The organism is Frateuria sp. GZRe14 (assembly GCF_051900395.1).
Classification (GTDB): domain Bacteria; phylum Pseudomonadota; class Gammaproteobacteria; order Xanthomonadales; family Rhodanobacteraceae; genus Frateuria_A; species Frateuria_A edaphi.
Map to the genome: position 1 here is coordinate 710,034 of NZ_JBHZGJ010000001.1, position 20,562 is coordinate 730,595.

Here is a 20,562-nt window from a genome sequence, read left to right on the forward strand (position 1 = left end):
GGAACCTTCAATCGCCTGCGCGGCGATGGTTGAGGAGGCGGTGCCAGGGGGCTAGTCGTGCCGGTCGACAACCGTGGATCGCAACGGCAGCGGAAAGTTCGCGGCCAGGCCGTTACTGATAGCCAAGAATACCACGCCGCAGCACGTCTTCCGTCTGGCCGTTGAAGGCGCCCAGGCCCTTGAAGACCAGCTCGAACATCAGCGCGTTGTTCGTACGGCCCCGCTCGGCGACCGGTCCGCTGGCGACGACATAGTGGCGCCCAACCACCCTCAGAGCGACGCAACAACTGTCGTATTCCACACCGGCAAGCGCTTCCACCGTGCGTTGGTCACGCACCGAATAAACCCATCGCCCAAGCAGGCGCCAGCGCTCGGAAATCGGATAAATTGCTGACGCGTCATACTGCTCTACATAATTTCGCCGGTAGCGGTAAGAAAAGTTGAAGATGCCGTCCGCTCCGATGCGCCGCTGCAATCCCAGCGTGCCCAGGTCAGTTTGGCGGGTGTTCGGGCTCCACTGGTAAGCGCTGTTCAGGCGCCAACGCTCGGTCAACTGCACGCCCAGCTCGGCCACATAGTCAGAACGCGTCCAGTCCGTCGGCGCAGCAGCGGTGGTCGCGCTATTGGGAAGCTGAACACGTTGCGGCGCGAAGTAGTGGATCTGGCCGATGCTGGCGGAAAGCCGCTCCACGCCATCGTCGTCCAGCAAACGCGTGGTGAGCGCCGCAGTGAGATCGTTGGCGTTCATCTGGCGATCGGCGCCCGAGAACTGGTTGGGTGAGAACAGTTGCCAGTAGTCGAACGACATGCGTCGCGTGTCGAACAGCGGCAAGTCGTCCTGGTTGCGGTAGGGCACGTACAGGTAGTAGAGCCGCGGTTCGAGCGTCTGCGTGTACGTGGTGCCGAACAGGGATGTCGCACGCTCGAATACCAAACCGGTATCTAGGCTCGCGATCGGGAGCGCGCGGCTCGGCGTGCGGTCACCGAAGGGCGACACCTGCGTGGTGCTCAGCGGACCGCGGTAGCCGTAGGTCGCGTAATTGCCGCTCAGTTCGTAGGCGGTGTATCGGTAGGCCAGCTTCGGTCGCACGAACCAGGCGGCGCCACGGAAGTCGGCATCCACGTAGGGGTACAGATCAAGCCGGTTGCCTTCGATGGCGTTCTCTTTGCGGAACGCTACCGCCTCGCTGTCCATCCCGAACTTGAGCCAGCGGGTGATCGGCACGTCCATTCCCAGCGTCGCCCGGGGCCACCGTTTGTATTGCACCACGGTATCGGGGAGGTAGGGATCTACGTTCTGATAACTGTCGGCGCCAAATGTCGCGCTCCACCAGTTTCCACGCCCGCGGATGTAGGCATTCGAGGCAAGCGTACCAATCGAGGAGGTATACAGGTCATTGCCGAAATCGCGCAGGTAACTGCGGTCGGAGGCCCGATTGATGCTAGTGGTAAACGACCATGGTCCCCAGAGGCGCGTAGCGTCGCCATATTTGAGCAGCCAGCGATCATTGCCCTTGGTCGGGTCCGCATCAGAACTGTTATCACCGTGGTCGTTAGGCAAGTATTCGAAGTTCAGCTGGCCGCGGGTGCCAGGAACCAGGTAGCGGAACTCGCCGGCCAGCATCGCACCGCGCTGGGTATAGATGCGCGGCTCGATCGTGGCGTCGTAGTTCGGCGCCAGGTTCAGGTAGTAGGGGATGGCGAACATCGTCCCCGACCGGTTCGAACTGCCGAAGGTCGGGTACAGGAAGCCGCTCTTGCGCCGGTTGTCGACCGGAAAGGTGAAGTAGGGCAGGTACAGGAACGGCACGTCGGCGAAGCGCATGGTCGCGCCGTGCGCCTTGCCCACGCCGGTGGACTTGTCGATCTCCAGGCTCTTTGCGCGCACTTCCCAAAGATGGTGGCCGACATCGCAGGTCGAATAGCTCACCAGGTTGTAGCGGCTGCGCTGGGCGTCGAGCAGTTCACCGCGCGCGGCGGTGCCATTGCCGCGCGACTGCAGCAGCTGGTAGCGCACGTTCTCGGCCACGCCGCGGTTGGCCTGGGTGTTGCCGCGCAGGCGGTCGGCGCTGAGCAGCTCACCGGCTTCCTGGTAGCGCACGTTGCCCTGCGCGTCGTAGTCGGTGGTGGTGTCGTTGTAGTCGATCCGGTCGCCACGCAGCAGCTGGTCGGCGCGCTCGATGCGCACGTTGCCCGAAAGCCGGTAAACCGCGCGGTTGGAGCTGTCCACGTGGGCGGCGTCGACGACCGTGTCGGAGGTCTCGCGCAGCGCGGCGTCGCGCGGGAGCGTTGGATCGTAGAACTCCAGCAGGGCGTTGGGCCGGCACAGCGCGAAGCTTTCCGGGCGCGCCGGACAGTGGAACGCACCCAGCGGGCAGCTCGATACCCCGGCGGCGCTGGTTGGCGCGGCGGGAGCCGCCGCCTCGGGCGCCGCGGTCTGGGCCTCGACCGGGCCGCCGAACAGGGCGAGGGCTGCGGCGACCGCCAGCAGGCGGCGTGGGGGCAAAGCGCGCGGGATCGTGTGGCTCAGCGTCACGGTGGGCTGTCGGCGTTCGTCAGGACGCGTAAAACTAGCAGAAAGGGTGCATGGCCGGCAGGAGCGCCCCGGGCCTGACGCCCCGTAGGGTGGGCTTCAGTCCACCGCTTTCCCCCGAGGAGGTTGGCTGGAAAACCCACCCGACGGGGCGCTGCACTCAGCTCATCAACGCCGCGACGTGCGCGGCGGCGCTGGTGGTCAGGGCGTCGAGGTCGTAGCCGCCCTCGAGGGTGGAAACGACGCGGCCGCCCGCGTGCAGACGGGCGATGTCCACCAGTTGCGCGGTCAGCCACGCATAGTCGTCGGCGTCCAGCTGCAACTGCGCGAGCGGGTCGGCGCGGTGGGCGTCGAAGCCGGCCGAGACCAGCAGCAGTTGCGGGCGGAAGGCGTCCAGCCGCGGCAGCAGCCGTTCCTCCCAGGTTTCCCGGAAAGCCCGCGAGCCGGTCTGCGGCGGCAGGGGGACATTGAGCAGGTTGCCTACGCCGGTTTCATCCGCCCCGCCGGTTCCGGGGTAGAGCGGCGACTGGTGGCTGGAGACGAAGAGCACGCGCGGCTCGCGCGCGAAGATGTCCTGGGTGCCGTTGCCGTGGTGCACGTCGAAGTCGGCGATCGCCACGCGCTCCAGGCCATGTTCCGCCAACGCGTGCGCGGCGCCGACCGCGACGTTGTTGAACAGGCAGAAGCCCATCGCCTGGTCGGCCGTGGCGTGATGGCCGGGCGGGCGCACAGCGCAGAACGCTCGGCTGGCACGTTCGTTGAGCACGGCATCGACCGCGGCGGCCACGGCGCCGGCAGCGCGCAGCGCGGCTTCGGCCGAGGCGGGCGACATCAGCGTGTCTTCGTCCAGCCGCACGACGCCATCGACCGGCGCGCTGGCGAGGATGCGCGCCACGTACGCCGGATCGTGCACGCGCTCGAGCGCATCGATGCTGGCGCGTGGCGCCTCGATGCGGTCCAGCGTGGCAAAACGGTCGCGGTCGAGCGCCGCCAGGATGGCGTGCAGGCGCGCGGGAGATTCGGGATGGCCAGGACCGGGGTCGTGCTGCAGGCAGGCAGGATGGGTATAGAGCCGCAGCATCGGGGTGGGTCAGCCGCGCGGGCGGCGCTCGTGCTGCCAGATCACCTCGCCGTGGCCGCCGGCACGCGCCAGCACGCGGCAGATCACGAACAGCAGGTCCGACAGCCGATTGAGGTAGCGCTGTGCCTGCGGCCGCACTCCTTCGTTGCGCGCGAGCGAGATCACCTCGCGCTCGGCGCGGCGGCACACCGTGCGCGCCAGATGGCAACAGGCCGCCGCCATGCCGCCGCCGGGCAGGATGAACTCCTTCAGCGGCGGCAGCGGTTCGTTGAAGCCGTCCAGTACCGATTCCAGCCGCGTGATGTCGGCGTCCTGGACCATGGCCATGCCGGGGATGCACAGCTCGCCGCCAAGGTCGAACAGCTCGTGCTGGACCTGGGTCAGCGCCTCGTGCACCTCGGCCGGCACGTCCGGGCAGGCGAGCACCATCCCGATCGTGCTGTTGAGTTCGTCCACTGTGCCGTAGGCGGCCACGCGGGCCGAGTCCTTCGGCACGCGTGAACCATCGCCCAGGCCGGTGCTGCCATCGTCGCCCGTGCGCGTGTAGATCTTCGACAGGCGGTTGCCCATCAGCGCGTCTGGCCTTCGTGCGCGAGAGCGCGGGTCAGTTGGGTCGCCAGCACGTGCACCGCCGCGCCCAGTCCGACGTACAGCGCGGTCACCTGCAGGAACGGCAGATACCAGTCGCCCATGTTCTGGAACCAGGCAGCCATGCTGCGCGGCGCCGGCACGCTGTCGCTTAGCCAGTAGAAGCTGCCGTTGGAAACCACGAAACAGACCGCCTCGCTGACCAGCAGCGCGGCCACGGCAAGGCCCGCGGTGGAAAGCTTCAGGCCGGCCTGGCGGCGGGCCAGCCAGCTGCCACCCAGCCACAGCGCGCCGTAGGCGGCGACCAGGAACCAGTAGGCCGGCGAGACGCAGTAGTGGCTCCAGAAGTTCAGGCCCTGGCCGCTGATCACCAGGTAGTCGACCAGCACGGCCTCGGCCATCAGCAGCGGGAACGCCCAGCGCCCGGCGCCGCGCAGCCAGAAGCCGGCGAGGAAGAACACGCCCCAGGACGCGTCCGGGAACGCCTCGAAATGATGGGTGTGCACGGCGCCACGGGTAATGGCCATCACCAGGGCAAGTGCCAGGAAGATGCCGAGGCGCTGGTTTCGCGTCATAGCCATGAGGTGCTCCGTAAGCAGGCGGCGTGAAGGGAGAAGGTAGACGGCTAGTTTAGCCGAAGCCCGTCCGGCTCATGCGACGCCTGCGTGTTCGGCCGTATCATCCGCCGCATGACTGTTCCCCCTTCCCCACGCGGGCCCGTGCTGATCGTCGGCGGCGGCCTGGTCGGCGCCAGCCTGGCGATCGCGCTGGACGTGGCCGGCGTCGACACGATGCTGGTCGAGGCTGCCGCGCCGCGCACCGATGCGCAGCCCAGCTACGACGAGCGCAACCTGGCGCTGGCCCGCGCCACCGTCAACGGGCTGGAGGCGATCGGCGTGTGGACCCACGCGCGCGAGGGCGCCACCGCGATCGAGCGCATCCACGTCAGCCGTGCCGGCGAATTCGGCAGCGTGCGGCTGCAGGCGCGCGAGGCCGGCGTGGATGCACTGGGCTGGACCTTGCCCGCGCGCGAACTGGGCGCGGCCTTGCTGCGCCGCCTGGACGAATGCACCCGCCTGCAGCGGCTGGCGCCCGCGACCCTGGAGGCAATCGAGCCGTTCGCAGAAGGCTGGCGCGCGCAGGTGCGTACCGGCGAAGGCGTGCGCCAAATCGACACGCCGCTGCTGGTCGGCGCCGACGGCACCGGTTCCTTCGTGCGCGGGCGACTGGGCATCGGCGCTGAAACTTTCGATTACGGGCAGACGCTGTTCGTCTGCACCGTCACCCCCGAACGCGAGCACGGCCATCGCGCGTACGAGCGCTTCAGCGACGAGGGTCCGGTCGCCCTGTTGCCGCTGGCCGGCCGTCGTTGCGGCCTGGTGCTCACGGTGCCGGGGTCGCAGGCCGAGGCGGTGGCGGCGATGGACGATGCGCAGTACCTCGCTCTGGCCCAGCGTCGCTTCGGCTGGCGGCTGGGACGACTGGCGCGGCCCGGCAAGCGCTTTCCGTACGCGATCCAGCGCGTGGCGGCCAACCGCCTGATCGCACCGCGCGCGGTGCTGGTCGGCAACGCCGCGCAGACGGTGCACCCGATCGGCGCGCAGGGCTTCAACCTGGGCCTGCGCGACGCGCTGACGCTGGCCGAACTCGTCGCCGCCGCGGCCGACCCGGGGGCCGAGCGCCTGCTCGCCACCTACGCGGCCCGGCGCGCGCCCGACCGCGAAGGGACCATGGCGATGAGCCATGGACTGGTGCAACTGGCCTGCCTGCCGCAGCCCTGGCTCGCCCCGCTGCGTTCGCTGGCGCTGCTCGCCTGCGACCGCGTGCCACCACTGAAGCATGCAGTGCTCCGCCGCGGCATGGGCTTCCGCGGGCAACCGCCGCGGGCGGTGCTGGAGCGCGCGCCGTGAGCACGCTCCGTTCCGAATCGCGCCGTCGCGCGCCGCTGCTCGACGTGGCGGTGGTCGGCGGCGGCATGGTCGGCGCCGCGGCCGCGCTGGCGCTGGCGCGTGCGGGTTTCGCCACTGCCCTGCTGGAAGCCCGCCCGCCGGCGCCATGGCGCGCGGAGGACGAGGTCGACCTTCGCGTGGTCGGGTTGGCCTCCTCGTCGATCGCGCTGCTTGGCGACATCGGCGTCTGGACGTCCATACGCGACCATCGCGCGGCGTCCTACGCACGGATGCACGTGTGGGATGCGCGCACCGGAGCCGCGGTCGACTTCGACGCCACCACCGAGGGGCGCGCCTGGCTGGGCTGGATCGTCGAGAACAGCCTGGTGCAATGGACGCTGTGGCAGGCGCTCGAATCGGCAGGCGTGCAGCGGCTTTGCCCCGCGGAAGTGACCGGCTTCCAGGCGCAGGCCGACCGCATCACGCTCGATGTCCGCAGGAGTCACCTTGTGGGCGATGCTCCTGCTCCGGGACATGAGGATGCGGGGACGTTGTCCGCACGTCTGCTGGTCGCGGCCGACGGTGCTGGGTCGCCACTGCGCCGACTGGCCGGGCTGGACACGCATGGCCATGACTACGGCCAGCGCGGCGTAGTCGCGCACGTCACCACCGAGCGCCCGCACCAGCACACCGCGTGGCAGCGTTTCCTGCCCGGTGGCCCGCTGGCGCTGCTGCCGCTGGCCGACGGGCGCAGTTCGATCGTGTGGTCGTTGCCCGAGTCCGAAGCGCAACGCGTGCTGGCGCTGGACGACGCGGCATTCTGCGCCGAACTCGGCGTGGCCAGCGATTTCCGCCTCGGTCCGGTGCTCGCGACCACCCGCCGCGCGGCCTTCCCCCTCAAGTTGCAGCTGGCCGATCACTATCAGGCCGAGCGCCTGGTGCTGCTGGGCGATGCGGCGCACGCGGTGCATCCGCTGGCAGGGCAGGGCGTGAACCTGGGCTTGCGCGACGTCGCCGAGCTGCGCGACACGCTGGTGGCTGCCCGCGAGGCAGGACGCGACATCGCCGCGCCGCACGTGCTGCGCCGCTACGCGCGACGCCGGCGCAGCGCCGACACGCTGGATGCGTGGAGCTTCGATGCGCTGGGTCGCATCTACGCATGGCAGGCGCCGCCGCTGGTGGCGGCGCGGGCGCTGGGCGTGCGCCTGGTCGACCGGTTGGCGCCGCTCAAGCGCCGCCTCGCCGCGCACGCCGCGGGCCGCTGATCCCACGCCGCGGCCGGACGCCGCGGAACCCGGCGCGGAGCGCCATCCCACCACCGGAGTCGTCGCCATGCGTCGCATCCTGTTTGCCCTGCTCTCGCTCCCCCTGGCCTTCGCCGCCTCGGCGAAGATGGTCCACCGGTCGGTCGAGTGGACCGATGGCGGCACCCGCTTCCACAGCGTGCTGGTCTACGACGATGCCGGCGCCGCCAAGCGGCCCGGCCTGGTGATGGTGCCCAACTGGTACGGCGTGAATGACGCGGCCATCAAGAAGGCCGAGATGATCGCCGGCAAGCAGTACGTGATCCTGCTGACCGACATGTACGGCCAGAACGTGCGCCCGACCAGCAACGACGAAGCCAAGGCCGCGGTCCAGCCGCTATACGCCGATCGCGCTTTGATGCGCCATCGCGTGAACACGGCGCTGGCGCAACTGAAAGCGCAGGCCGGCGCCGCGCCGCTGGATACCGGCAAGCTCGCCGCGATCGGTTTCTGCTTCGGCGGCTCGGCGGTGCTGGACCTGGCCCGCAGCGGCGCGGACGTGGCCGCGGTGGTGTCCTTCCATGGCGCCCTGGCGGCCGGCAAGCCGGCGTTGCCCGATCACTTCAAGGCGCGCGTACTGGCGCTCAACGGCGCCGACGACAAGGGCACCATGCCCGACGCGGACGCGTTCATGGACGAGATGCGCGCCAGCGACGCGGATTGGCAGTTCGTGGTGCTCGGCAACGCGGTGCATTGCTTCACCGAGACCGGCGAGGACTCGCCCGGCTGCAAGTACGACGCCCGTGCCGCGGCGCGCAGCTACCGCATGATGCACGACTGGCTGGACGCGGCATTCGCCGGTCGGCCGTAGCCGGGTCGCCGGAGCCGCCCCGCAGGGTGGGCTGGATCCACCCTGCGATGTTCCACCCGGCCTAGGAGGCCGCGACCCGGTTGCGGCCGTCGCGCTTGGCTCGGTACAGCCGCGCATCGGCACGCGCGATCAGCTCGTGCGTGCGTTCGCCCGACTTGAGCTGAGCGGCGCCGAAGCTGGCGGTCAGCCGCAGGCAATGTTCGCCATGGCCGACTTCCATGGCTTCGATCGCCGAGCGGATCACCTCGGCGCGTTGCGCGGCCGTGGCGAGGTCGGCACCCGGCATCACCACCATCAATTCCTCGCCGCCGTAGCGTCCGAGCCGGTCGTCCTTGCGGCACAGGGACGCAACCTGCTGCGCCGCGCTGCGGAGTACCGCGTCGCCGGCCTGGTGGCCGTGGGTGTCGTTGAGTGCCTTGAACGCGTCCAGGTCGAGCATCAGGATCGACAGCGGCGCACCGGTGCGCTGCGCGGCGTCGTGCGCGAGTTCGAGCTGGTGCATCAGCTCGCGCCGGTTGAGCAGGCCGGTCAACTCGTCGACGCTGGCCAGCCGGTTCAACCGCTCGTTGGCCTCCTGCAGCTCGCGCGTGCGCTCGCGCACGAGTTGTGTCAGACGGTCGGCGCGGGCGAGCAGGTAGCGGGTGCGCAGGCGCACCAGCAAATAGACCAGGGCGGCGGCCAGCAGTGCCAGTCCCGTGCGCACCCAGGCCCGTTCGTACCAGCGTCCGCGGACTTCCAGTGGAATCACGCTCCGCACCGTGCGCGCGTGCAGGCCGGGGATGTCCGCCTGCAACCACAGGCGGTAGCTGCCGCCGGGCAAATTGGTGAAGGCGGCGGCGGGCGGCACGCCGGGGTCGAGCTCGGTCCACTGCGCGTCGAAACCCTCCAGCCGGTAGCGGTAGCGCACGTCATCGGTGGCGGTGTAGTCGAGCAGGGAGAAGCCCAGCCGCAGCGCGTGCACGTCGTCCAGCAACAGCGACCGTCGCGCGGTTGGCAGCGCGGCATAGGGTAGCGGCGTGCCGTCGCGTGCCGCCATGGTCACTGCCAGTGGGGCATCCGGCTGGCGCGGGCGCGCCTGTGGCGCGGGTTCGATCACGGTCAGGCCGGTGAGCCCGCCGAACAGCAGTTCGCCGGAAGGGCCCAGCGCCGCGGTGCGATGGTTGTAGAAGCGCGCGCCGAGTCCGTCGCGCTCGCCCAGCGAGCGGATGCGGCCGGACGCCGGCTCGTACACCGCCAGCCCGCTCGCGGTCGCGATCCATAGCCGGCCCAGGCGGTCGGCCAGCACGCTGGCGACGTTGTCGCTGCCCAGGCCGTCGTGGCCGCGCAGCACGGTGAAGCGGTAGCCGTGCGGGCCGGGCGGTACCGCCGGCGTGGAGGCCAGCCCGCCATAGGTGCCGACCCAGATACGCCCGCCGAGCTCGACCACGGAGCCGGCGTAGTTCTGCGGCAGGCTGCCCGGGTCGCCGTCCTCGTGCACGAGGTTTTCGAAGCCACGCGCACCCGGGCGAAGGATGCTGATGCCACCACTGGTAGCGATCCACACGCTGCCGTCGGACAGCTCGGCGATGTTGCGCACCTGGTCATCGACCAGGCTGCGCGGATCGTCCGGATCGTGCCGGTCATGCGTGACATGACCGGCGCCATCGATGCGATAAACGCCGTCGTAAGTCCCGACCAGCAGTTCGTCGCGCCAGGCACGCAGGGCCAGGATCGGGCGCGCGTCGAGGCCGTCGACCGACCAGGGGCGGATCGCCAGCGACACCGGGTCGATCGTGACCAGACCGCGCGCGCCGGCCACGATGCGCCCGTCGGGCAGCGCGTCGATCGCGCGCACGTCCTGGTCCTGCTGCGCGCCGCCGAGCGTCAGCAGCCGGATCTGGCCGCTGGCCGGCTCGACGCGGGCAAGGCGACCACGGTTGAAGCCCAGCCAGATCGTGCCGTGGCGGTCGGTGTAAACACTGCGCACGTTCTCGTCGAACGTGGCGTCGTGGCGGTCGGACAGCACCAGTGCGTCCAGCGTGTGCACGATCGTCGGGCGCGTGTCGCAGCGCGAGGCGTCGATCTCGGTGGCGGCCCACAGGCCGCTGGAGCGGTCCAGGAACAACGCACGCACGATGTTGCCGCCGAGCGAGGTGGCGCGGGCGTTGTCGTGCCGCAGGGTTTCAAGCGTGCGGACCTTGGGGTCGTATATCGCGACGCCCACGCCGTCGGTGGCGATCCACAGCCGGCCATCGGGACTTGCCAGCACGTCGCGGACGGTGCGGTGCTGGATTGCAGGCGCGTCGCCGTCCAGCCCGGGCGGCACGCGCGCATGGCCCTGTCGATCGATCACCGCCACGCCGCGCGTGCCACTGCCGACCCAGAGGTTGCCGGCCGCGTCCTCGCGCAAGGCCCAGACGTCCTCATCCAGCACGGGTCCGGCGGCGGCATCGTCACCATGGAAGCGGACGAACCGTGCGGCTCCGGCGCGGCGCAGGTAAAGGCCTTCGCCGCTGCCGACCCACAGGTTGCCGTGCCGGTCCGCGCGCACGGCGAATACGGCCAGGTTTGCGGGCAGCCCGGTGCCGACCGGGCGCTCGATCGTTCGCAGGCCGGCACGCAGGTGGCTGAGCCCGTTCTGCCCGCCGACCCAGAAGCCGCCGGCACCGTCGGGCGCCAAGGCAAGGATGTGCGGGCCCGTGCCGTGGTCGGGCGAGGCGTCGTAGGTCGAGAACCGGTTGTCGCGCGGATCGAAGCGGGCCAGCCCGCCGGCCGACGTGCCGACGATCAGGCTGCCGTCGGGGGCCGCCTGCAGCGCGCGGATGTAGTTGTCGGGCAAACCGTCGGCCTGGCGGAACACCTGCACGCGGTAGCCGTCATAACGCACCAGCCCGCCGAAGGTGCCGATCCACATCAATCCATCGCGATCCTGCGCGAAGGCAGTGGTCGTGGCGTGCGGCAGGCCGGCGCGCACGGTCAGGTGCTCGAAGGCCAGGTGGTCCCAGCGCGACCAGTCGATGGCGGGCGCGGCGGCAACGGTCGTCGAGGGCAGCAGCAACGCCAGCCCCAGCAGTACCAGGGCCAGCCAACGGATGGATGGGAAGGAGCGCATCCGGCCCGTCATCGGCCGATGTGCGAACAGCTTGACCGAAGGCATCGGGCGCGGTCCGGTGAAACGGTCGGCCGCGCGCGGTGCATGCGTCTCAGGCGCTGCGCTCGACTGCGTAGGCGGCCAGCGCGTCCAGCGCCTCGCGATAGGGCGAGGCGGGCAGGACGGCGAGCGCGGCTCGGGCCGCGTCCGCGTGCGCCACGGCGCGGGCATGCGTGCGCTCCAGCGCGCCGCTGCGGCGGATCGTCGCCAGCACGCGATCCAGCGATGTGAGATCGCCATGCTCGATGGCCTGGCGCATCGCCTGGGTCTCGTCCGCCGTGGCCTGCTGCAGCGCGTAGATCACCGGCAGGGTCGGCTTGCCCTCGGCCAGGTCGTCGCCGATGTTCTTCCCCAGCGTGTCGGCGTCGCTGGTGTAGTCCAGCAGGTCGTCGGCGATCTGGAAGGCGTAGCCCAGCTCCATGCCGTAGCGGCGCAGCGCCGCGACCTGGGTATCGGGCAACCCGCCAAGCAAACCGCCCAGCTCGGTGGCGGCGGCGAACAGTACCGCGGTCTTGCGCTCGATCACCGCCAGGTAGGCCGCCTCGTCCACGTCGGCGTTGCCGATGTTGAGCAATTGCAGCACCTCGCCCTCGGCGATGGTGTTGGTGGTGTCGGCCAGGATGCGCATCACGCGCATGTCGTCCAGCTCGACCATCAGCTGGAACGAGCGCGAGTACAGGAAGTCGCCGACCAGCACGCTGGCGGCGTTGCCCCACAGCGCGTTGGCGGTCTTGCGGCCACGACGCAGGTCGGACTCGTCGACCACGTCGTCGTGCAGCAGGGTCGAGGTGTGGATGAATTCGATCACCGCGGCCAGCTTGATGTGCTGCGCGCCCGCGTACCCGGCGGCGCCGGCGGCCAGCACGTGCAACATCGGGCGCAGGCGCTTGCCGCCGCTGGCGATGATGTGGTCGGCGATCTGGTTGATCAGCACCACGTCGGAGGCCAGCCGCGCGCGGATCAGCGCGTCCACGCGCTGCATGTCGGCGGCGGCCAGCTCGCGCACGGCGGCGAAGTCGGCGGTTCGGCTGGCGTCGGCGGGCATCGGTTGCATGGGTGTCCGGGTGGCAAGACGGGCGATTATAGGGCCAGCTCTGCCATGTGCGGCGGCGCGACATGGCGCCGCAATCGGGTTCCGGAGGCGCTCCCTATAATGGACGGATGACTTCCCGTCCGTGCCCCTCCCGGTGAGCAAGCTCTCGCCCCTCGAGCGCCGTAGCGCGCTGACCCTGGCCTGCGTCATCAGCCTGCGCCTGTTCGGGCTGTTCCTGATCATGCCGGTGTTCTCGCTGTACGCGAAGCAGATGCCCGACGCCAGCGGCCTGCTGATCGGCCTGGCGCTGGGCGTGTACGGGCTGGGCCAGGTGCTGCTGCAGATCCCGCTGGGCCTGTTGTCCGACCGGATCGGGCGCAAGCCGGCGATCACCATCGGGCTGCTGATCTTTGCCGTCGGCGGCCTGGTGGCGGCGATGTCGCACACGCTGATGGGGATCGTGGCAGGCCGCGCGCTGCAGGGCATGGGCGCGGTGGCCGGCGCCGGCACCGCGCTGGCCGCCGACCTCACCCGCGAGGACCAGCGCAGCAAGGTGATGGGCGTCATCGGCGTGTCGATCGGCGTGGCGTTCCTGCTGGCGCTGATCCTGGGGCCGCCGCTGGAAGCGGTGGCCGGGTTGCCCGGCCTGTTCGGCGCCACCTCGCTGCTGGCGCTCGCCTCGCTGGTGCTGTTGTGGCTGATCGTGCCCACGCCCGAGCGGGCGAAGGCGCCGGCCGCGGCGAGTTTCGGCGGTGTGATGGCGATGCTGCGCGATGGCCGGTTGCTGGTCCTCAACGGGTCGGTGTTCTTCCTGCACCTGCTGCTGACGGCGAGCTTCGTCGGCCTGCCGCTGCTGCTGGCCGAGCGGCTGCACCTGCCGGTGGAGCGCCACTGGGAGCTCTACCTGCCGGTGATGACGATCGCCGCATTGGTGATGGGGGCTTCGCTGCATCGCATGAAGGAGATTGGCCAGAGCCTGCGCATCGTGCTGGTGTGCGTGGCGGCGATCGGGCTGGCGTTGCTAGGTTTCGCGCAGTCGGGCGGCCACCTGGCCTGGCTGGGCGTGTCGGCGGCGGCGTTCTTCTCGGCCTTCAACCTGCTGGAGGCCGCGCTTCCCAGCCTGGTGTCCCGGCTCGCGCCGGCGCACCTGCGTGGCGCTGCGATGGGCGCGTACTCGACCAGCCAGTTCATCGGCGCCTTCGTCGGCGGCGCCATCGGCGGCATCGCGTTGGGCCGTCTGGGCGTGAGCGGGGTGTTCCTGTGCGCGGCGGCGACCACGCTGCTGTGGCTGCCGCTGGTGGCGTTCGGTGCCCGGCGCATCGCCGCGCGCGCCGTGGCAGAACAGGCGGCCTGACGGGATTGCGTTGCGCGGCTGCCGCCCCCATCTGCGGCGGCATCACCCCACGAGAGCCTGCCCGTGGCCCACCAGATCGTCGCGCTGATCGCCGAATACGGCCTGCTGCTGGTCTTCCTCAACGTGCTGGTCGAGCAGGCCGGGCTGCCGCTGCCGGCCGTGCCCACGCTGGTGGTGGCCGGCGCGTTGTCCGCCGGTGGCCAGCTGCCCTTGTGGGGCGTGCTGCTGGTGGCGCTGGCCGGTTGCCTGCTCAGTGATTTCGCCTGGTACGCCGCCGGGCGTCGCTATGGCGCGGGAGTGATGCGCACGCTTTGCCGCATCTCGCTTTCGCCCGATTCCTGCGTCAAGCAGTCGGAACTGCGCTTCCAGCGCTGGCGGGCACCGGTGCTGCTGGTGGCCAAGTTCGTGCCGGGCCTGTCGACCGTGGCGCCGCCGCTGGTCGGCGCCATGGGGCTCGAAGCGCGGTCGTTCCTGCTGTTCGACGCGCTCGGCTCGCTGCTGTGGGCCGGGGTGGCGGTGGCATTGGGCTACGTCTTCGCCGACGGGGTGGAGCGTGCGCTGGCGGCGTTCGAGGGCACGGGTACCGTCGCAGTCCAACTGCTGGGCGCGCTGCTGGCGCTCTACATCCTCTACAAATGGTGGCAGCGCCGGCGACTGCTGGTGGCGCTTCGCATGGCCCGGATCGAAGTGGATGAGCTGGCGCAGGCGTTGCGATCGGCGCGCCCGCCGCTGGTGTTCGACGTGCGCGCCGCCGGTTCGCGCGAGCTCGACGATCGCGCGATCCCCGGCGCGCTCGATTTCGACCCGCTCGCCCTCGACGCGCTGCTGGCTGGCGTGCCGCGCGAGCGTGAACTGGTCCTCTACTGCAATTGCCCCAACGAGTTTTCTGCCGCCCGCGCCGCGCAATTGCTGAAGGCGCAGGGTTACCGCCAGGTCCGCCCGTTGCGCGGCGGACTGGATGCCTGGGCGGCGGCCGGCCATGCGGTCGAACGCGCGCACGTCGCCTCGCCGGCCCCCTCCAGGGCGTCGCCGGCGGTGTGAAGGCACACGCGGCCCATGTGCCCTGGCAATCGGCGCCGGGCTTCCGCGCGAACGCAGGGAAGGAGCCGACAGGCGGATGGGGATGCCCTTTCCGCACCGGCCGGCAAAAGCGCACGCGGCCCCGGCGCGCGGAGGGGGGGCGGGTCGGTATGATAGGGACTGACCCGCCGGCCCCGCCGGTGGAATCTCTTGACGAGGCGGGCGCGCGCGCCGGCCGCCAGCAAAGCGAGGAAAACCCATGGCACGCGGCATCAACAAGGTCATCATCGTCGGCAACCTGGGCGCCGATCCGGAGGTGCGTTACACCGGCGGCGGCACCGCGGTGTGCAGCCTCAGCGTGGCCACCTCCGAGCAGTGGACCGACAAGCAGTCCGGCGAAAAGCAGGAACGCACCGAGTGGCACCGCGTGAAGCTGTTCGGCAAGCTCGCCGAGATCGCCGGCGAGTACCTGAAGAAGGGCCGCCAGGTCTACATCGAGGGTTCGCTGCGCACCGACAAGTACACCGACAAGAGCGGCGTGGAGAAGTATTCCACCGACATCATCGCCAACGACATGCAGATGCTCGGCGGCATGGGTGGTGAAGGTGGTGGCGGCGGCGGCGGTGGCGGCTTCCGCGAGCGTCCGCAGGGCGGCGGCCAGCGCCAGGGAGGCGGCAACTACGGCGGTGGCCAGTCCCGCGGCGGCAACGACTACGGCAACGCCCCGCGCCAGAACGCGCCGGCGCCGGCCGAAAGCAGCAGCGGCTTCGACGACGACGACATTCCGTTCTGAGCGCTATGTCGCGTCCGGAAGAGGCCCGCAGCGATGCGGGCCTCTTTCGTTGGGACAGCCCTCAACCGGCAAGTTGCGCGAGGAGCGCCTCGACATCTTCGTGGGTGTGCGCGCGAAGCAGGCGCGGCGCCTCGCGGCGCATGGCAGCGTGGTCGAGGGTGGCCAGGCGGTCGCGGACGTGCAGGATCTGGCTGGGGTGCATGCTGTATTCGCATAGGCCCAGCGCCAGCAGCAGGGCGGTGAAGCTCACGTCGCCGCCGATCTCGCCGCACAGGCTCACCGGCTTGTTGGCGCGGCGGCCGGCGGAGATGACGTAGGCGATCAGGCGCAGCAGCGCCGGTTGCAGCGGGTTGTAGATGTTTTCCAGGCCGTCGTTGCCGCGGTCGGCGGCGAGCACGTATTGCGCCAGGTCGTTGGTGCCTATGGCGAGGAAGTCGGCATGCTCCAGCAGCGCGCGCACGTTGAGCGCGGCGGCGGGGACTTCGACCATGGCCCCCAACGGCAGTTTTTCCGGCAGGTCGATGTTCTCGCGCTTGAGGTCCTGGCGCGCGAGCTTGAACAGCGTGCGCACGGCGATCAGTTCGTCAGGCTGGGTGATCATCGGCACCAGCACGCGCACCGGGCCGTAGCAGGCGGCGCGCAGGATCGCGCGGATCTGCGTGGTGAACACGGCCGGGTAGCGCAGCGAAAGGCGCACGCCGCGCACGCCCAGCGCCGGGTTGTCCTCGCCGCGCAATGCCAGGCCGGCGGCGTCGGCCTTGTCGGCGCCAAGGTCCAGTGTGCGGATGGTGACCGGCAGGCCGCCCATGCCCAGCACCAGGTCGCGGTAGGCGTTGAACTGCTCGTCTTCGGAGGGCAGGCCCTTGTGCTTGAGGAACAGGAATTCGGTGCGGTAAAGGCCCACGCCGTCGGCGCCGCGGGCGCGCGCCATGGCGATGTCGGTGGCGGTTTCCGCGTTGGCGAACAGCTTCAACGCCACGCCGTCGCGGGTGCGCGTGGGTGCGTTCGCGAGCTTGGCCAGGCGTCGCCCTTCGGCTGCCGCTTCGCGCTGCCAGGCGCGGTAGCGGGCCAGGTCCTGCGCGGTGGGGTGGACAATGGTCTCGCTGCGCTCGGCGTCGAGCAGGATCAGATCGTCATCGTGAATGGTGGCCAGCGCGTCGCGCGTGCCCACCAGCATCGGCAGATCCAGGCTGCGCGCCAGGATCGCGCTGTGCGAGTAGACGCTGCCAGAGCTTGCCACCACGCCGAGCAGGCCGTTGCCGACCAGGTGCGCCATGTCGGCCGGTGCGATGGTGTCGGCGACCAGGATCTCGCCCACGCGCGCGGCGAGCTTGCGCTCCTCGCGGCTGGTTTGGCGCTGCAGGGCGGAGATCACCCGGTTGATGACCTGGTCGACGTCCTCGCGGCGGCTGCGCAGGTACGGATCGTCCATGGCCTCGAACACCTTGGCCAGGCGGTCGCGCTGCTTCTTGAGCGCCACGCCGGCGCGGTAGTGGCCGACGCGGACCAGGTCGTCGAGGCCGCGCAGCAGTTCCTTGTCGTCGAGCAGGAGGCTGTGCGCGTCGATGAACTCGTTGACTTCGCGCGCCAGCGCGCCGTGCAGGCGACCGCGCAATTCGTGCAGTTCCTGCCGCGCGGTGTCGAGCGCGCGATGCAGGTTTTCCAGCTCGCCCTCGACTTCGTCCTCCGCCAGCGGGCGGGTGTCGACCAGGTAGCGGCTCGGCTGCACGAGGCGCGCGCGACCCAGGGCCATGCCCTTGGAGGCGGCGGTGCCGGGCAGCAACTGCCTCATGCGCCCTCGTCGAACTTGCGCTCGAACAGCGCCACGACGCCGGCGAGGGCCTGCGCCTCGTCGGGGCCGTCGGCACGCACGGTGAGCGGGGTGCCCAGGCCGGCCGAGAGCATCATCACGCCCATGATGCTTTGCGCATTGACCTCGCGGCCCTTGCTGACCAGCCACACCGTGGATTTGAAGCCCTGCACCAGTTGCACCAGCTTTGCCGAGGCGCGCGCGTGCAGTCCGAGCTTGTTGGAAACGACGAGATCCTGTTCAAGCATGATCGATGAAAATTCCCCCGCGGCCGCCATGGGCTGCCACCTGTGCCAGTTCGTCCAGCGGTTTCTCGGCGTAGTTGAGCACGCGCAGCAGCATCGGTAGGTTGAGCCCGGACACACAACGCAACCGTACGCCTAGCGACGTGAGCGAAAGGCCGATGTTGCACGGCGTGGCGCCGTACAGGTCGGCCAGCACCAGCACGCCGTCGCCCTGGTCGAGCTCGCGGGCGTGGTGGGCGGTGAGCGTACGCATCACGTCCGGATCGGCGTGCGCCGGCACCTCGACCGCATCGACCTTCAGCGGCAGCTTGGGCATGACGTGATGCGCGGCGGAGATCAGCGCTCTGCCGACTGCCTCGTGCGTCATCAGGAGGACGCCGACGCTCATGGGCCTGCTCCTGCCGCATGGCCGGTGATCATCGTAGTGCGCTCCTGCAGCGAGTGTTTCGTGCGCGCGGGGATGCGGGCGCGTTCATTCGAGTTCACGGTGAAAGGTGAGAACGCCTTCGCGCTTCGCACGGTAATGCGCGGCCAGGCACTCGACCAGGTAGACCGATCGATGCCGCCCGCCAGTGCAGCCGACGGAAATGGTGACGTAGCTGCGGTCGTCCTGCTCGAAGCGCGGCAGCCAGGCGTCGAGCCAGCGCGCGGTGTCGGCGAAGTATTCGCCGACCATCGGATCGGCCTCGAGGAATTCGCGCACCGGCGCGTCCTTGCCCGAGAGTGGGCGCAGCTTGGGCTGCCAATGCGGATTGGGCAGGCAGCGGGCGTCGAAGACGAAATCCGAGTCCAGTGGCAGGCCGCGGCGGAAGGCGAACGACTGGAACATCAGCGTCAGGCCTTCGGTGGCCGCCGCGTAGCCGGTGGCGATCAGCCGGCGCAGCTGGTGGACGTTGAGGTCGCTCGAATCGATCACCTTTTCGGCAATACCGATCAGCGGCCGCAACAGGCGGCGTTCCTCGGCGATCGCGTCGGCCAGCGACACGCCGCGGATGGCCAGCGGATGGCGGCGGCGGGTTTCCGAGTACCGCTTGATCAGTACTTCGTCGCTGCAGTCGATGAAAACCAGGTGGACGTGCACGCCGGCGGCCGCCAGTTCGGAGAGCACCAGAGGCATGTGCTCGAAATCCTCGCCGCGGTTGCGCACGTCCACGCCCACGGCGATGCGCCGGCGGCGGCCGCCGCCATCGCGGCGCACCGACTGCACCAGTTGCGGCAGCAGCCCGCTGGGCAGGTTGTCGACGCAGTAGAACTCCAGGTCCTCCAGCGCGCGCAGCGCGACCGTCTTGCCGCCGCCGGACATGCCGGTCAGCACCACCAGGTGCACGGCGTTGGGATCGTTGAGGCCGTTCGAGGGCGCGGGATCGTTCGTACTCATGGGTTCACCACGGCGGAAGCCGGCGCATCTGGTGCGCCTGGCGGTCGATGAATGTCTGCGCGGGATCGATGCCCTTGCTCTTGAGCATATGGTGGCGCACCGCCGCTTCCACCAGTACCGCCAGGTTGCGGCCGGGGGCCACCGGGATGGTGATCATCGGCACGGAGACCTCCAGGATCTCGCGGTGGCTGGTGTCGCCGGTCAGGCGCGTCGCCGCGTCGATGTCTTCGCCCTCGCGCAGGGGCTTGAGGTGCACCACCAGGCGCAGGTATTTCGAATGCTTGACCGCGGTGTGGCCGAACATCTCGCGCACGTTGAGCACGCCCAGGCCGCGCACTTCCAGAAGATCCTGCAACAGTTCCGGACACGTGCCGTCGATCACGTCAGGGGCGATCAGGGTGAACTCGGTGGCGTCGTCGGCGACCAGGCGGTGGCCGCGGCTGATCAGTTCCAGCGCCAGCTCGCTCTTGCCCGAACCGGACTCGCCGGTAATCAGCACGCCGATCGAAAACACCTCCAGGAACACGCCGTGCAGGGTGATCCGCGGCGCGAGCAGGCGCGCGAGGTGGTACTGCATCCAGGTCAGGAGCTCGTGGCCGCGCTTGGCGCTGATCCACAGCGGGGTGTGGGTTTCCTCGGCCACCTCGCGCAGGTCCGATGGGATGGTCTGGTCCTTGGTCACGATCAGCGCCACCGGCTGGTAGGCAGCGATCTTGTGCATCGCTTCCCAGCGCTGGCGCGAATCCAGGCTGTCCAGCCAGTTGAGCTCCTCGGTACCGATGATCTGCACCTTGTTCGGGTAGATCACGTTGAGGTAGCCGATCAGCGACGGGCGGCGCGTGGCGGTGGCGCCGGGTTCGAGCACGCGCCCCTCGCCACGCATGCCCGCCACCCAGCGCAGGCCCATGCGCTCGTGGACGCCGTCGAAGAGTTGTCGTGCAGTCAGGCGTTCCAAGGAGTGTCCCTGCCGGGTGGCAATGGGCGCCATTGTGCCAGCTATGCCGGGGAGGGCGGGCCGGGAGGGTGTCGCGAGGCCGGCCATCCGCCCGTGGCTTGGTATCTTCCCCGCGCTCGCGGGGAAGGCTCGGCTTGCGGCATCAAGCTTCGAGCAAAAAAAGACCCGCCACCGGGGCGGGTCTCTTTCGCAGGAGCCGGACGAATCAGCCGATCTGGCGCGCTTCGCGCGCTTCCTGCTGATGCTTGTCGGTCACCTTGTCGCGGTGGCGGCGCAGTTGCGCGGCGAGTTTGTCGAACACCATGTCGATGGAGGCATACATGTCGGCGCCGCAGGCCGCCGCATGCAGGGCGGCGCCCGTGGTGCTGAGAGTGGCGTCGGCGCAGTGCTGCAGCTTGTCGATCGACAGCACCATGCTCAGGCCCAGGCACCTTTCGTCGAGGCGGGTCAGGCGATCGAGCCGGGATTCGGCATGCGCACGCAGGGCGGGGGTGACTTCGATCTGCTGGCCGGTGAGTTGGAACTGCATGGGGCGCCTCCTCTGGTACAGGCCGCCGTGGGGCGGCGGGTTCGCATGCCGGTGATTGGTGCCGGCATGCCGGTCTTCATTCGGTATGGGATCGTTCGGGCCGGTTCCA

Annotated in this window: 18 protein-coding genes; 6 read left to right on the plus strand and 12 right to left on the minus strand. The window is 69.8% G+C overall.

Annotated elements, in window-relative coordinates; all coding sequences use genetic code 11:
* Positions 1 to 112: 112 nt before the first annotated feature.
* The 4 genes from ACFWZ1_RS03125 to ACFWZ1_RS03140 all read right to left on the minus strand — a co-directional run bounded on the left by ACFWZ1_RS03125 (position 113) and on the right by ACFWZ1_RS03140 (position 4,783).
* Positions 113 to 2,536, minus strand: a complete 2,424-nt coding sequence (locus tag ACFWZ1_RS03125) for an LPS-assembly protein LptD (protein WP_439665419.1) — start codon at positions 2,534 to 2,536, stop codon at positions 113 to 115.
* A gap of 157 nt (positions 2,537 to 2,693) precedes the next feature.
* Positions 2,694 to 3,611, minus strand: a complete 918-nt coding sequence (locus tag ACFWZ1_RS03130; protein WP_439666859.1) for a histone deacetylase family protein — start codon at positions 3,609 to 3,611, stop codon at positions 2,694 to 2,696.
* 12 nt (positions 3,612 to 3,623) lie between these two features.
* A complete protein-coding gene (locus ACFWZ1_RS03135; protein ID WP_439665420.1) occupies positions 3,624 to 4,184 on the minus strand; it encodes a cob(I)yrinic acid a,c-diamide adenosyltransferase in 561 nt (186 codons plus the stop codon).
* Entirely contained in the window at positions 4,184 to 4,783 is a 600-nt protein-coding gene (locus ACFWZ1_RS03140) for a hypothetical protein (RefSeq protein WP_231323580.1), read from the minus strand. Before ACFWZ1_RS03140 ends, ACFWZ1_RS03135 begins: the two co-directional genes overlap by 1 nt.
* A gap of 108 nt (positions 4,784 to 4,891) precedes the next feature.
* Here ACFWZ1_RS03140 and ubiH point away from each other — a divergent pair, with 108 nt between their 5' ends.
* The 3 genes from ubiH (at position 4,892) to ACFWZ1_RS03155 (ending at position 8,206) form a co-directional block, all read left to right on the plus strand.
* The gene (gene ubiH, locus ACFWZ1_RS03145; RefSeq protein ID WP_439665421.1) at positions 4,892 to 6,112 is read left to right on the plus strand and encodes a 2-octaprenyl-6-methoxyphenyl hydroxylase; all 1,221 of its coding nucleotides are present in this window, start codon (positions 4,892 to 4,894) and stop codon (positions 6,110 to 6,112) included.
* A gap of 65 nt (positions 6,113 to 6,177) precedes the next feature.
* Complete coding sequence (locus tag ACFWZ1_RS03150) at positions 6,178 to 7,356, plus strand: FAD-dependent monooxygenase (protein ID WP_439666860.1); 1,179 nt, start codon at positions 6,178 to 6,180, stop codon at positions 7,354 to 7,356.
* Between the two features lie 67 nt (positions 7,357 to 7,423).
* The gene (locus tag ACFWZ1_RS03155; protein ID WP_439665422.1) at positions 7,424 to 8,206 is read left to right on the plus strand and encodes a dienelactone hydrolase family protein; all 783 of its coding nucleotides are present in this window, start codon (positions 7,424 to 7,426) and stop codon (positions 8,204 to 8,206) included.
* 61 nt (positions 8,207 to 8,267) lie between these two features.
* On the opposite strand, the gene ACFWZ1_RS03160 is transcribed toward ACFWZ1_RS03155, so the two are convergent.
* Together ACFWZ1_RS03160 and ACFWZ1_RS03165 are read right to left on the minus strand one after the other, a co-directional pair.
* Positions 8,268 to 11,342 (minus strand): diguanylate cyclase, encoded by a 3,075-nt coding sequence (locus tag ACFWZ1_RS03160; protein WP_439665423.1) that lies wholly within the window; start codon positions 11,340 to 11,342, stop codon positions 8,268 to 8,270.
* Positions 11,343 to 11,388: 46 nt separating this feature from the next.
* Positions 11,389 to 12,390: a polyprenyl synthetase family protein gene (locus ACFWZ1_RS03165; RefSeq protein ID WP_439665424.1), complete on the minus strand. Its 1,002-nt coding sequence runs from the start codon at positions 12,388 to 12,390 to the stop codon at positions 11,389 to 11,391.
* A 133-nt stretch (positions 12,391 to 12,523) separates the two neighbouring features.
* On the opposite strand from ACFWZ1_RS03165, the gene ACFWZ1_RS03170 reads away from it, so the two are divergent.
* The 3 genes from ACFWZ1_RS03170 to ssb all read left to right on the plus strand — a co-directional run bounded on the left by ACFWZ1_RS03170 (position 12,524) and on the right by ssb (position 15,536).
* Positions 12,524 to 13,723 (plus strand): MFS transporter, encoded by a 1,200-nt coding sequence (locus tag ACFWZ1_RS03170; RefSeq protein WP_439666861.1) that lies wholly within the window; start codon positions 12,524 to 12,526, stop codon positions 13,721 to 13,723.
* A gap of 63 nt (positions 13,724 to 13,786) precedes the next feature.
* Positions 13,787 to 14,764, plus strand: coding sequence for a DedA family protein/thiosulfate sulfurtransferase GlpE (locus tag ACFWZ1_RS03175; protein ID WP_425600819.1), 978 nt, complete (start codon positions 13,787 to 13,789; stop codon positions 14,762 to 14,764).
* A 238-nt stretch (positions 14,765 to 15,002) separates the two neighbouring features.
* Complete coding sequence (gene ssb, locus ACFWZ1_RS03180; protein WP_439665425.1) at positions 15,003 to 15,536, plus strand: single-stranded DNA-binding protein; 534 nt, start codon at positions 15,003 to 15,005, stop codon at positions 15,534 to 15,536.
* A 61-nt stretch (positions 15,537 to 15,597) separates the two neighbouring features.
* On the opposite strand, the gene ptsP is transcribed toward ssb, so the two are convergent.
* From ptsP to hpf, 6 genes are all read right to left on the minus strand, one after another.
* A complete protein-coding gene (gene ptsP / locus ACFWZ1_RS03185) occupies positions 15,598 to 17,328 on the minus strand; it encodes a phosphoenolpyruvate--protein phosphotransferase (protein ID WP_231323592.1) in 1,731 nt (576 codons plus the stop codon).
* Positions 17,325 to 17,594: an HPr family phosphocarrier protein gene (locus tag ACFWZ1_RS03190; protein ID WP_231323594.1), complete on the minus strand. Its 270-nt coding sequence runs from the start codon at positions 17,592 to 17,594 to the stop codon at positions 17,325 to 17,327. The genes ptsP and ACFWZ1_RS03190 overlap by 4 nt, the downstream gene beginning before the upstream one ends.
* A complete protein-coding gene (locus ACFWZ1_RS03195) occupies positions 17,587 to 17,979 on the minus strand; it encodes a PTS sugar transporter subunit IIA (protein WP_231323596.1) in 393 nt (130 codons plus the stop codon). The genes ACFWZ1_RS03190 and ACFWZ1_RS03195 overlap by 8 nt, the downstream gene beginning before the upstream one ends.
* A gap of 84 nt (positions 17,980 to 18,063) precedes the next feature.
* Positions 18,064 to 18,969: an RNase adapter RapZ gene (rapZ, locus tag ACFWZ1_RS03200; protein WP_231323598.1), complete on the minus strand. Its 906-nt coding sequence runs from the start codon at positions 18,967 to 18,969 to the stop codon at positions 18,064 to 18,066.
* 4 nt (positions 18,970 to 18,973) lie between these two features.
* Complete coding sequence (gene hprK / locus ACFWZ1_RS03205) at positions 18,974 to 19,924, minus strand: HPr(Ser) kinase/phosphatase (RefSeq protein WP_439665426.1); 951 nt, start codon at positions 19,922 to 19,924, stop codon at positions 18,974 to 18,976.
* A gap of 205 nt (positions 19,925 to 20,129) precedes the next feature.
* On the minus strand, positions 20,130 to 20,453 hold the full coding sequence (hpf, locus tag ACFWZ1_RS03210) for a ribosome hibernation-promoting factor, HPF/YfiA family (RefSeq protein ID WP_231323600.1): 324 nt from the start codon (positions 20,451 to 20,453) through the stop codon (positions 20,130 to 20,132).
* Positions 20,454 to 20,562: the final 109 nt, after the last annotated feature.

What these genes read in the sequence shown, in the direction of transcription:
- ACFWZ1_RS03135 (WP_439665420.1), bottom strand. Translation starts at nt 4,184, where the DNA reads ATGGGCAACCGCCTGTCGAAGATCTACACGCGCACGGGCGACGATGGC.
- ACFWZ1_RS03140 (WP_231323580.1), bottom strand. Translation starts at nt 4,783, where the DNA reads ATGGCTATGACGCGAAACCAGCGCCTCGGCATCTTCCTGGCACTTGCC.
- ubiH (WP_439665421.1), top strand. Translation starts at nt 4,892, where the DNA reads ATGACTGTTCCCCCTTCCCCACGCGGGCCCGTGCTGATCGTCGGCGGC.
- ACFWZ1_RS03150 (WP_439666860.1), top strand. Translation starts at nt 6,178, where the DNA reads ATGGTCGGCGCCGCGGCCGCGCTGGCGCTGGCGCGTGCGGGTTTCGCC.
- ACFWZ1_RS03155 (WP_439665422.1), top strand. Translation starts at nt 7,424, where the DNA reads ATGCGTCGCATCCTGTTTGCCCTGCTCTCGCTCCCCCTGGCCTTCGCC.
- ACFWZ1_RS03160 (WP_439665423.1), bottom strand. Translation starts at nt 11,342, where the DNA reads ATGCCTTCGGTCAAGCTGTTCGCACATCGGCCGATGACGGGCCGGATG.
- ACFWZ1_RS03165 (WP_439665424.1), bottom strand. Translation starts at nt 12,390, where the DNA reads ATGCAACCGATGCCCGCCGACGCCAGCCGAACCGCCGACTTCGCCGCC.
- ssb (WP_439665425.1), top strand. Translation starts at nt 15,003, where the DNA reads ATGGCACGCGGCATCAACAAGGTCATCATCGTCGGCAACCTGGGCGCC.
- ptsP (WP_231323592.1), bottom strand. Translation starts at nt 17,328, where the DNA reads ATGAGGCAGTTGCTGCCCGGCACCGCCGCCTCCAAGGGCATGGCCCTG.
- ACFWZ1_RS03190 (WP_231323594.1), bottom strand. Translation starts at nt 17,594, where the DNA reads ATGCTTGAACAGGATCTCGTCGTTTCCAACAAGCTCGGACTGCACGCG.
- ACFWZ1_RS03195 (WP_231323596.1), bottom strand. Translation starts at nt 17,979, where the DNA reads ATGAGCGTCGGCGTCCTCCTGATGACGCACGAGGCAGTCGGCAGAGCG.
- rapZ (WP_231323598.1), bottom strand. Translation starts at nt 18,969, where the DNA reads ATGAGTACGAACGATCCCGCGCCCTCGAACGGCCTCAACGATCCCAAC.
- hpf (WP_231323600.1), bottom strand. Translation starts at nt 20,453, where the DNA reads ATGCAGTTCCAACTCACCGGCCAGCAGATCGAAGTCACCCCCGCCCTG.